Origin of the sequence: Burkholderia latens, from assembly GCF_902499045.1 — a bacterium.
In the GTDB taxonomy this organism is placed as follows: domain Bacteria; phylum Pseudomonadota; class Gammaproteobacteria; order Burkholderiales; family Burkholderiaceae; genus Burkholderia; species Burkholderia latens.
Window position 1 is genome coordinate 20,956 of the sequence record NZ_CABVPL010000068.1, and the last position, 10,698, is coordinate 31,653.

Sequence of the window (10,698 nt, forward strand, 5' to 3'; positions counted from 1 at the left end):
CCATCTGCGGTGTGCCCCGCGTCAGTTGCGCTGGCCGAACATCATCTGGCGCGCGATCGCCTTCTTCAGCGGCGGCACGAATTCGAGCGCGGTAAGCGCCGCGCCGCGCAGCAGCGGAAGCGGCCCCGCATCGATCGTGAACAGGCGCGCGAGCGTGTCGGTCGCGCCGATCGTGAAGCGCCGGTCGAGTGCGCGGCGCGCGTTGAAGGTCGCGAGCGCGGTCGCTTCGAAGCCTTGCGTCGACAGCGCGTCGACGAGCGTATGCGCATCGCGCAGCCCGAGGTTGAGCCCCTGACCGGCGACGGGATGCAGGGTTTGCGCGGCGTTGCCGACGATCGCGACGCGCCCGTTGACGAGCGTTTGCGCAGCGGTCAGCCCGAGCGGGAACGACGCGCGCCCCGCGATCGCGACGAACCGGCCCATCCGCTCGCCGAAGGCCGCGCCGAGTTCGCGCAGGAACGCATCGTCGGGCAGCGCCGCGCGACGTGCGGCCTCGTCGGGTGCGCAGCACCACACGAGCGAATACTCGGCCTGACGCGGGCCGCCGAGCGGCAGCAGCGCGAGCGGGCCTTCGTGCGTGAAGCGCTCCCATGCGACGTTCGGGCGCGGCGCCGACACCGTGACCGTGCCGACGATCGCGGTCTGGCCGTAGTCGCGGCGATGCTTGCCCGTATCGGCGTGCTGTTCGTGGAACAGCCCGCCCTCGGCGTTGATGACGATGCGCGCGCGCAGCGGGCGTTCGCCTTGCGGGCCGTCGAGCGTCAGCGTGACCCCGTCGCCGTCCTGTTGCGGGGCGCGTGCGGTCGTCGACGTGAGCCAGTCGACACGCGTGCCGCGCACCGCGTTCGCGAGCGCCTGCACGATCGAGCCGTAACGCACGACGTAGCCGAGCGCGGCGAGGTCGTGTTCGTCGCGGTCGATCAGCGTGCGGCCGAAATGGCCGCGCTGCGATACGTGGATGTGTTCGATCGGTGTCGCGTCGGCGGGCCACGCGAGCGTGTCGAGCAACACGCGGCTGCCGTGCGACACCGCGATCGCGCGCGGATCGTTCACGCTCGCGGCCGGCTCGCGCGCGTCGAGCAGCGCGATCGATGCGTGCCGGGTCGCGCTGCGTCGCGCCAGCCAGCCGGCGAGCGCGAGCCCGACGGGGCCCGCGCCGACGATGGCGAGGTCGTAGTCCGGCGTGGCCGGGGAGGAAGCGGTCGTCATCAGTGTTCGTGAAACGGGGTAACGGTCAACTGCGGGTCAACTGCGGGTCAATGGCGCACGACAACGCACGGGCCGGCGGCCGAAGAGCGCCGTCGCCGCCCGAAGGCCGAAGGCCTACGGCTCACGGCAGCCCGCCGCATGCTCACGCGCCGGCCGCGCCCGCGCGCATCAGCGCCTCGATCTCGGCGGCCGCGACGGGCACGTCGCGCGTGATCAGTTCGCAACCGTGCTCGCGCACGATCGCGTCGTCCTCGATGCGGATGCCGATGTTCCAGTATTCGGGCGGCACGTCGTCGGCCGCGCGCACGTACAGGCCCGGTTCGACGGTGAGCGTCATGCCGGGTTTCAGCGTGCGCCACGGCAGCGCGCCGTTCGCGTCGCGCGCGGCGAGCCGCTCGCGGTAGTCGCCGCAATCGTGCACGTCCATCCCGAGCCAGTGGCCGGTGCGGTGCATGTAGAAGCGCGCGTACGCACGCTCCGCGATCACGTCGTCGACGCTCGCGAAGCGCGTCTTCGGAATGATGCCGGTGTCGAGCAGGCCCTGCGCGAGCACGCGCACGGCTGCGTCGTGCGGCGCTTCGAACGGCACGCCCGCGCGCGTCGCGTCGATCGCGGCCTGCTGCGCGGCGAGCACGATGTCGTACAGCGCGCGCTGCGCAGCCGAGAAGCGCCCGTTGGCCGGGAACGTGCGCGTGATGTCCGACGCGTAGCCGTCGAGTTCGCACGCGGCGTCGATCAGGATCAGGTCGCCGTCCTGCGCGGCCGCGTTGCCGGCCGGGTAGTGCAGCACGCAAGCGTTCGCGCCGGCCGCGACGATCGACCCATAAGCGGGCGCCTGCGCGCCGTGCTTGCGGAACGTGTACAGCAGCTCGGCCTCGAGCTCGTATTCGCGGATGCCGGGGCGGCACACCTGCATCGCGCGGCGATGTGCGAGCGCGGAGATGTGCGCGGCGCGCATCATGATCGCGAGTTCGTGTTCGTCCTTCACGAGCCGCATGTCGTCGAGCAGCGGCGTGAGGTCGAGCATCGCGTCCGGCGCGGCGACGCCCGTGCGCGCCTGCGCGCGCACCGCATCGAGCCAGCCGGCGAGCTGGCGGTCGAACTCCGCCGATGCGCCGAACCGGTAGTGGACTGTGCCCGCATCGGCGAGCAGGCGGGGCATCTCGGTGTCGATCACGTCGACTGCGTACGCCGCGTCGAAGCCGAACGCGTCGCGCGCGGCCTCGGGCCCGTAGTGGAAGCCTTCCCAGATCTCGCGATCGGCGTTCTTCGCGCGGCAGAACAGGATCGATTCCGGCGCGCCGTGCGAGCCGGCGGCGTTCAGTACGAGCACGGCATCCGGCTCGGTGAAGCCCGTCAGGTAATGGAAGTAGCTGTCATGCCGGTACGGGAATGCCGTATCGCGGTTGCGCAGCAGTTCCGGCGCGGTGGGGACGATGGCGACGCCGCCGCCGGCGGCGCGCAGTGCGGCAAGCACGCGTTCGCGGCGCTGGCGGTAGACGTCGACGGCGATGGCGGTATCGAGGGGCGCATTCATTCGTGCGATTGTAGCGCCGCCGGACGCGGCGCGTGAGCGGCATCGCCGCGAGCCCCGCCCGACGGGCCTCGGCGGCAGCTGTTGCAAACCATCCACAGGCCGGACGGACGATTTTCTACCCGGCCGTGCCAGCCGGTTATGATCGGCGACAACGTATACTCGCGGCAGTTCCCTTGAAAAGGCAGATGATGAAATTAATCGGTTCGCTCAGCAGCCCGTACGTCCGCAAGGCGCGGATCGTGCTTGCTGAAAAGAAGATCGACTACAAGCTGGAGCTCGAGAACGTGTGGGCGCCGGAGACGAACATTCAGGCGTCGAATCCGCTCGGCAAGGTCCCGTGTCTCGTGATGGAGGATGGTGCGGCGGTGTTCGATTCCCGCGTGATCTGCGAATACGTCGACACGCTGTCGCCGGTCGGCAAGCTGATTCCGCCGTCGGGGCGCGAGCGCGTCGAAGTGCGCTGCTGGGAAGCGCTCGGCGACGGCGTGCTCGATGCGGCCGTCGCCATCCGTCTCGAACACACGCTGCGGGAAGAAGGGCAGCGCAGCGCGAGCTGGATCGCGCGCCAGCAGCGCAAGATCGACGACGCGCTCGTCGCGATGTCGCAGGGCCTCGGCGGCAAGACGTGGTGCGTCGGTAATCATTACACGCTCGCCGACATCGCGCTCGGCTGCGCGCTCGGCTATCTCGACTTCCGGATGCCCGAACTCAACTGGCGCGACCGCCATCCGAACCTCGACAAGCATTTCGTGAAGCTGTCGCAGCGGCAGAGTTTCGCCGACACGCTGCCGCAAGGCTGACCGGCTCATATTGAGCAGACGAAAGAAAAGCGCCCCGCGGGGCGCTTTTCTTTTTGGCGAACCGCGCCGGACGGCAGTGCGGCTGCGCGAGCGATGCGTCGCGCGTCAGTCGATCGACGCGTAAACGGTCTCGCCGAGCACGAACGAATCGCTGCGCGCGATCGGCCACCACTTGTCGTACAACGTATAGCCGCAGGTCTGGCCGTCGAGCAGCGCGCCGGGCTTCAGATACTTCAGCAACTGCGACATCAGCCGCACCTCGTGCGGCGCGACGCGCTGGACGATGTGATGCGCGCGCAGCTCGGACGGATGGCCGAGGCCGGCCGCCTGCACGAGTTCCTGCAGCGCATGCAGCGTGTTGCGATGGAAGTTGTACACGCGCTCGGCCTTGTCCGGCACGACGATCGCGCGCTGGCGCACCGGATCCTGCGTCGCGACGCCGGTCGGGCAGCGGTCGGTGTGGCAATGCTGCGCCTGGATGCAGCCGACCGCGAACATGAAGCCGCGCGCCGAGTTCACCCAGTCCGCACCGATCGCGAGCGTGCGCGCGATGTCGAATGCGGTGATGATCTTGCCGCTCGCGCCGATCTTCACGCGGTCGCGCACGCCGATCCCGACGAGCGTGTTGTGCACCAGCAGCAGCCCTTCCTGCAGCGGCACGCCGACGTGGTCGGTGAATTCGAGCGGGGCCGCGCCGGTGCCGCCTTCCGCGCCGTCGACGACGATGAAGTCCGGCACGATCCCCGTCTCGATCATCGCCTTCGCGATCCCGAAGAATTCCCACGGATGGCCGATGCACAGCTTGAAGCCGGTCGGCTTGCCGCCCGACAGCGTGCGCAGCCGCTCGACGAATTCGAGCAACCCGCGCGGCGTCGAGAATTCGGAGTGGGTCGCGGGCGAGATGCAATCCTTGCCCATCGGCACGCCGCGCGTCTCGGCGATCTCTGGCGTGATCTTCGCGGCCGGCAGCACGCCGCCGTGGCCCGGCTTCGCGCCTTGCGACAGCTTGATCTCGATCATCTTGACCTGCGGATCGGCGGCCTGCTTCGCGAACTTGTCCGGATTGAACGTGCCGTCGTCGTTGCGGCAGCCGAAGTAGCCGGACGCGATTTCCCAGATGATGTCGCCGCCGTGCTCGCGGTGGTACTTCGACAGCGAGCCTTCGCCGGTGTCGTGCGCGAACCCGCCTTTCTTCGCGCCCAGGTTCAGCGAGCGGATCGCGTTCGCGGACAGCGAGCCGAAGCTCATCGCCGAGATGTTGAAGATCGAGATGTCGTACGGCTGCGCGCGGCTCGCGCCGACCCGGATGCGGAAGTCGTGATTCGGCAGCTTCGTCGGCGCGAGCGAATGGCTGATCCATTCATGCGCGACGGCCTTCACGTTCAGTTCGGTGCCGTACGGGCGATTGTCCGCGACGTTCTTCGCGCGCTGGTAGACGAGGCTGCGCTGCGCGCGCGAGAACGGTTTCTCGTCGGTGTCGTCCTCGACGAAATACTGGCGGATCTCCGGGCGGATGAATTCGAACAGGAAGCGGAAGTGGCCCCAGAGCGGGTAATTGCGCAGGATCGCGTGACGGTCCTGGTTCAGGTCGTACAGGCCGAGTGCGACGAGGGCGACGGGGATGATGATCCACAGCCAGGAAAGAATGTGGACCGACGCGAGTGCGGCTGCCGCAACGAGCAACAGCACGGCACACCACATCGCGAGGTAGCGTCTGGAAAGCATGGGGGACTCCGTAAGAACCTTGAGATACCGCCATGCGTACGCTGCGAAGGCGGCACGTCGGCCGCGACGGAATCGTGTTCCGCCGGGCGCGGCGTGCCGCAAGTCTAAACCGAATGGATGTCAGCGTGCTTCGGCGAGCGCCGGTGCGCGGCCCGCCGGCGCCGGCTGACCGGGCTCGCCGGTGGCCGCCGATTCGATGATGCCGCCGCCCAGACAGACCTCGCCGTCGTACAGCACGGCCGACTGGCCCGGCGTGACCGCCCATTGCGCGTCACCGAACACGAGCGAGAAGCGCGCTTCGCCTGTCGGGCCGGCTGCCGCGGCGCGGCCGAACGTGCATGCCGCGTCGGCCTGCCGGTAGCGCGTTTTCGCGCCGCACGTGAAGCCTTCGGCCGGCGGCTCGCCTGCGACCCAGCTGACGTTGCCGGCGACGAGCTCGCGCGACAGCAGCCAAGGATGGTCGTGGCCCTGCACGACGTACAGCGTGTTGGACGCGATGTCCTTCGCGGCGACGAACCATGGATCGCCGTTGCCGTCCTTGCTGCCGCCGAGGCCGATGCCCTTGCGCTGGCCGAACGTGTAGAACGCGAGGCCGATGTGCTCGCCGACCACCTTGCCGTCGGGCGTCTTCATCGGGCCGGGTTTCGTCGGAAGATAGCGGTTCAGGAAATCGCGGAACGGCCGCTCGCCGATGAAGCAGATGCCGGTCGAATCCTTCTTCTTCGCATTCGGCAGGCCGATCTGCGCGGCGATCTCGCGCACCTTCGTCTTCGGGATCTCGCCGAGCGGGAACATCGTCTTCGACAGCTGCGCCTGATTCAGCCGGTGCAGGAAGTACGACTGGTCTTTCGTATGATCGAATGCCTTCAGCAGCTCGAAGCGGCCGTCGCGCTCGCGCACGCGCGCGTAGTGGCCGGTCGCGATCATTTCCGCGTCGAGCGACATCGCGTGGTCGAGGAACGCCTTGAACTTGATCTCGGCGTTGCACAGCACGTCCGGGTTCGGCGTGCGGCCGGCCGAGTATTCGCGCAGGAACTCGGCGAACACGCGGTCCTTGTATTCGGCCGCGAAATTCACTGCTTCGACGTCGATGCCGATCAGGTCGGCGACCGATACGACGTCGATCCAGTCCTGGCGCGTCGAGCAGTATTCGCCGTCGTCGTCGTCTTCCCAGTTCTTCATGAACAGGCCGACCACGTCGTAGCCCTGTTCCTTCAGCAGCCACGCGGTCACCGACGAATCGACGCCGCCCGACATGCCCACCACTACACGGCGCTTGCTCATTTGCCTACCGCCTGACGGTCGAATGCTTCCGGACGCGGCGCGACCGAATGCGTATGCACGAAATCGAGCGGAATGCGCCGCCCGGCGAGATAGTCGTCGACGCAGCGCATCACCGCGGGCGAGCGGTGGCGCTCGGTGCACGCACGCAGTTCGTCGGCGCTCATCCACAGCGTGCGGACGATGCCGTCGTCGAGCACGTGGTCCGGCAGCGGCTCGCCGGCCGTGCCGCAGAACGTGAAGCGCAGGTACGTCGCGCCGGCGCTGCCCGGCCGGTCGTAATGCGCGAGATAGACGCCGACGAGCGCGTCGGGCGTAAACGGATGCGCGGTTTCCTCGAGCGTCTCGCGGATCACGGCGTCGGCGAGCGTCTCGCCGGCCTCGAGATGGCCGGCCGGCTGATTGATGCGCAGGCCCGTCGAGGTCTCTTCCTCGATCACGAGAAAGCGGCCTGCGCGCTCGACGAGCGCCGCGACGGTCACATGCGGGGTCCAGATTTCGGGTTTCATGGTTCGGCATTTTACCGGTTGCGCCCCGACGCTGCCGGCCGTCTCGTTGGACGAATCCGACCCTGGCCGACTCGCCATATCCGCCCCTTTTTATGGCGCGACGATCGTCGCGACACAGTCGCCGAGCGTGCCGCGCACGCGCACGCGATGGCCGGATCGCGCTGCGCGCTCGTCCGCCAGCCGATCTCGACCGGATAGCGCGGCAGCTCGACGGGCACGCGAGCGCCCGCAGCGACGTCGCGTGCGCGATCGCACGTGCCGCGTGCGACGGAATCGTCGACACCGCGCGGAGCCGGCGAGCAGGTACGGCAGCGCCGCGAAGTGCGTGGTCGACGCCGCGACGCGCCGCTTGTGGCCGAGCGCGGCGAGCGCCTCGTCGACGATCCCGATCACGCCGCCGGACGACACGAGCACGTGATCGCACGCGAGGAAATCGGCGAGCGCTCGCATCGACACCGGCGAACTCGTGCGTGCGCGTTACGACTTCGACGTCGTGGGCCACTATGCGCGTGCGGACGTGCTGTTGCTGCACGTCGACGATCGGCCGAAGCGACCGGTGGTGTTCGGCGCATGACGGGCGCGGCCGCGTCGGCATGCGGATCGCGGCGGGATAGTCAGGTAGCGGAGCGGCCACGTGGCAGGGCGGCCACGTAGCGGCGGCGGGGCGGCGAGGTCGCGAATGGCAGAACGGCATTCAGCGAGCCGCCGCGCCGCGTCAGCGCATCGGCGCTTCGGCGATCCGCATGTAGTCGGCGATCCGGCGGCCTTCCATGTCCGGAAACTGTTCGTGCACGGTGATGTCGCCCATCCGCGCGATGTCGAACGTGCGGAAGTCGCCGCGCAGCTCGCACCACGCGCCGATCGTCCAGCGCCCGCCCCAGTAGACGAGCCCGAGCGGCCACACGCGGCGCTTCGTGTGCGCACCGAGCCGGTCGCGGTAGTCGAAGCTGACGATGTGGCGCGTGTCGACCGCCTGGTGGATCGCGTCGACCTTCGCGCAGAACGTCTCGTCGATATGGAACGACGGCGCGAACACCGGCAGCCGGTCGAGCGCCGTGCGCTTGTCGGCCGGCATCGCCGATGCGATCTTCGCGAGCGCCGAACGCGCACCACCCGCGAAGCGCGCACCGCCCCAGGTTTCGAGCATGCGCGCGCCGACCGCGAGCGCCGCGAGTTCCTCCGCCGTAAACGTCAGCGGCGGCAGGCTCGCATTGCGATTCAGCCGGTAACCGATGCCGGCTTCGCCTTCGATCGGCACGCCCGACAACTGCAGGTCGCGCACGTCGCGATAGACGGTGCGCGGCGACACCGACAGCCAGTCTGCGAGCTGCTGCGCGGTCGTGAGACGGCGCCCGCGCAACAGCTCGGCGATCTGGAACAAACGGTCGGCACGGCGCGTCATGGCTGCACCTCGACTCCAACGGCTACGGGGACTTCGCGATGATAGCGCCGCGCCGGGCGGATCGCGGACGCGCTCAGTGGCATTTCGGCGCGTGCAGCCCGACGCGGTTGCCTTCGGTGTCGATCAGATAGCCGATGTAGCCGTAGTTGTTCGGCAGCTCGACGACCGAGCCCTGCACGATGCCGCCCGCGCGTTTCGCGCGCTCGAGCGCCGCGACGACCGATTCGCCGGCGTTCAGGTACACGAGCACGCCGTTCGCGCTCGGCTTCATCTGCTGTGGATCGAACACGATGCTGCCGCCGGTGCTCGATGCTTCGTGATCGAACATCGCCATCGGCACGCCGCCGATGACTTCGCGCTGCAGCGTGGTCTGCAGCACGGTTTCGTAGAAACGGATCGCCCGGTCGAAATCGAGGGACGGGATGTCGAACCACGCGATCGCGCGCTCGAGGGTTGCGGTTGCAGTTGCGGACGTCATGACGAGCTCCTTGTTGTTCAGGTTCTTTTTGATGGAAACCAGCCTTGCATTGCGCCGGGATTGCAGTGTGAGCGGGGGCTGCTGACAGCGTGCTGTCAGTAGTGATCGCGGTGCTGACAAAAGGCTGCGTCGGCGTCGTCGGGAGTGTTCGGCGGGGACCGCCGGCGTGCGCCTGCGCGGCGGCGCGCACCGGCGCGGATCGCGGAAGCGGACGCGGCCCCGCGTGCATCGGTGCCGCGCAAAGCAAGACGCCCGGCGGGTGCCGGGCGTCGTCGGGGGTGTCAGCAGGCGGCCGCAGCGGCCGCGGCGGCGTTCGCGCGGTGTCGGCGCGTCACGCGTCGCCTTCCTGCGCGGCCGGGCGTGCCTTCACGCTGCCGGCAATCAGGTCGAAGCGGAACAGCCGGCATTCGAGCGCGCCGTTGAACAGCGGCGTCTTCGCCGATTCGCGCAGGCGCAGCTGGCCCGGCAGCGACCGGTCGGACGTCAGCAGGAACGCCTGCCAGCCCGTGAAGCGCTGCTTGAGCGCATCGCCGAGCGCGTTGAAGAACTCGCTGTCCGGCGCGTCGGTGTGCGTGCGGCGGAACGCGTCGTCGTTGCCGCGGTTGCGGCCCGTCTCGCGCACCTCGCCGCGCGCGCTGCGGCCGCGCACTTCGATCCGCTCGCCGTACGGCGGGTTCGCGAGGAGGATGCCGGGGCCGTCGCACGGCGGCGTCATCCCGCGCGCGTCGACCTGCTTGAGCCATACGGACGGCACGCCCGCGCGCTCGAGGTTCGCGCGCGCCTTCTCGAGCATGTCGCCCGAGATGTCGCTGCCGTACACGCCGAGCGAATCGCGCTTGCCGCGCGCCGCGCGCTTCGCGTCGAGCGCCGCGACCTTCAGGCCCTGCCACGCGGTGATGTCGTACTGCTTGAGTTTTTCGAAGCCGAACCGGCGCTCGACGCCCGGCGCGACGCCGAGCGCGATCTGCGCGGCTTCCGCGAGGAACGTGCCGCTGCCGCACATCGGGTCGTACAGCGGCGTGCCGGGCGTCCAGCCGGTCAGCCGCAGGATGCCGGCCGCGAGGTTCTCGCGCAGCGGCGCCGCGCCCTTGTCGAGACGCCAGCCGCGCTTGAACAGCGGCTCACCCGACGTATCGAGGTACAGCGTGCACTCGGTGGCCGTCAGAAACGCGAACACGCGCACGTCCGGCGCGCCGGTGTCGATGCTCGGCCGCGCGCCGGTCTTGTCGCGCATCCGGTCGCAGATCGCGTCCTTCACGCGCAGCGTCGCGAATTCGAGGCTTTTCAGCGGCGACTTGATCGCGGTGATGTCGACGCGCAATGTCTGCGTCGACGCGAACCAGCGTTCCCACGGCTGCTCGAGCGCGAGCGCGTAGACGTCCTGTTCGTTGCGGTACGCGCGGTGCGCGATCTTCAGCAGGATCCGGCTCGCGATGCGCGAATGGAGATTCGCGGCCATGCCGGCGGCCCAGCCGCCGCGGAAATGCACGCCGCCCGGCACCTGCGCGCCCGCGGTGAACGGCGCGCCGTCCAGGTGACGGCCGGCGATCTCGGCCAGCTCGGCGGCAAGCGCCGCTTCGAGGCCGCGCGGGCAGGGAGCGAAGAATTCGTACAGGGTGGGCGAGGACATAAGGCGGGTGAGGACGTGCAAAAGTCCACTATTGTACGCGGCGCGGGCGGCCGGGGCCGGCGTCGAGCCGGATTCCGCGCCGTCGCGAGCGCGTACGCGCGCCCGCTCGCCGGCGGCGCGGCGCCCG

At 69.2% G+C, this 10,698-nt stretch carries 9 protein-coding genes and 2 pseudogenes; 2 read left to right on the forward strand and 9 right to left on the reverse strand.

The genetic code is table 11. The features are described from left to right. Positions 1 to 21: 21 nt before the first annotated feature. Together BSE24067_RS29990 and BSE24067_RS29995 are read right to left on the reverse strand one after the other, a co-directional pair. Entirely contained in the window at positions 22 to 1,209 is a 1,188-nt protein-coding gene (locus BSE24067_RS29990) for a UbiH/UbiF/VisC/COQ6 family ubiquinone biosynthesis hydroxylase (protein WP_151066690.1), read from the reverse strand. A gap of 142 nt (positions 1,210 to 1,351) precedes the next feature. Further along, positions 1,352 to 2,746: an aminopeptidase P N-terminal domain-containing protein gene (locus tag BSE24067_RS29995; RefSeq protein ID WP_151066689.1), complete on the reverse strand. Its 1,395-nt coding sequence runs from the start codon at positions 2,744 to 2,746 to the stop codon at positions 1,352 to 1,354. A 188-nt stretch (positions 2,747 to 2,934) separates the two neighbouring features. Here BSE24067_RS29995 and BSE24067_RS30000 point away from each other — a divergent pair, with 188 nt between their 5' ends. Continuing rightward, a complete protein-coding gene (locus tag BSE24067_RS30000) occupies positions 2,935 to 3,546 on the forward strand; it encodes a glutathione S-transferase family protein (protein WP_151066722.1) in 612 nt (203 codons plus the stop codon). Positions 3,547 to 3,651: 105 nt separating this feature from the next. On the opposite strand, the gene BSE24067_RS30005 is transcribed toward BSE24067_RS30000, so the two are convergent. From BSE24067_RS30005 to BSE24067_RS30020, 4 genes and pseudogenes are all read right to left on the reverse strand, one after another. After that, positions 3,652 to 5,271: an FMN-binding glutamate synthase family protein gene (locus tag BSE24067_RS30005; RefSeq protein WP_151066687.1), complete on the reverse strand. Its 1,620-nt coding sequence runs from the start codon at positions 5,269 to 5,271 to the stop codon at positions 3,652 to 3,654. Between the two features lie 120 nt (positions 5,272 to 5,391). Beyond that, positions 5,392 to 6,555 carry a tRNA 2-thiouridine(34) synthase MnmA gene (mnmA, locus tag BSE24067_RS30010; RefSeq protein WP_151066685.1) on the reverse strand — a complete coding sequence of 388 codons (1,164 nt, stop codon included), beginning with the start codon at positions 6,553 to 6,555 and terminating at the stop codon, positions 5,392 to 5,394. Then, the gene (locus BSE24067_RS30015) at positions 6,552 to 7,061 is read right to left on the reverse strand and encodes an NUDIX hydrolase (protein WP_151066683.1); all 510 of its coding nucleotides are present in this window, start codon (positions 7,059 to 7,061) and stop codon (positions 6,552 to 6,554) included. Before BSE24067_RS30015 ends, mnmA begins: the two co-directional genes overlap by 4 nt. A gap of 90 nt (positions 7,062 to 7,151) precedes the next feature. Continuing rightward, positions 7,152 to 7,538 (reverse strand): annotated as a pseudogene (locus BSE24067_RS30020) (LysR substrate-binding domain-containing protein); the annotation flags it as partial. On the opposite strand from BSE24067_RS30020, the pseudogene BSE24067_RS30025 reads away from it, so the two are divergent. Next, positions 7,501 to 7,635, forward strand: a pseudogene (locus BSE24067_RS30025) (carbon-nitrogen hydrolase family protein); the annotation flags it as partial. The pseudogenes BSE24067_RS30020 and BSE24067_RS30025 overlap by 38 nt on opposite strands. 141 nt (positions 7,636 to 7,776) lie before the next feature. Here BSE24067_RS30025 and BSE24067_RS30030 read toward each other — a convergent pair. The 3 genes from BSE24067_RS30030 to BSE24067_RS30040 form a co-directional block, all read right to left on the reverse strand. Next, a complete protein-coding gene (locus tag BSE24067_RS30030) occupies positions 7,777 to 8,463 on the reverse strand; it encodes a helix-turn-helix transcriptional regulator (protein WP_040143435.1) in 687 nt (228 codons plus the stop codon). Positions 8,464 to 8,536: 73 nt separating this feature from the next. Next, positions 8,537 to 8,941 carry a VOC family protein gene (locus tag BSE24067_RS30035; protein ID WP_151066681.1) on the reverse strand — a complete coding sequence of 135 codons (405 nt, stop codon included), beginning with the start codon at positions 8,939 to 8,941 and terminating at the stop codon, positions 8,537 to 8,539. A gap of 331 nt (positions 8,942 to 9,272) precedes the next feature. Continuing rightward, complete coding sequence (locus BSE24067_RS30040) at positions 9,273 to 10,571, reverse strand: THUMP domain-containing class I SAM-dependent RNA methyltransferase (protein ID WP_151066679.1); 1,299 nt, start codon at positions 10,569 to 10,571, stop codon at positions 9,273 to 9,275. Positions 10,572 to 10,698: the final 127 nt, after the last annotated feature.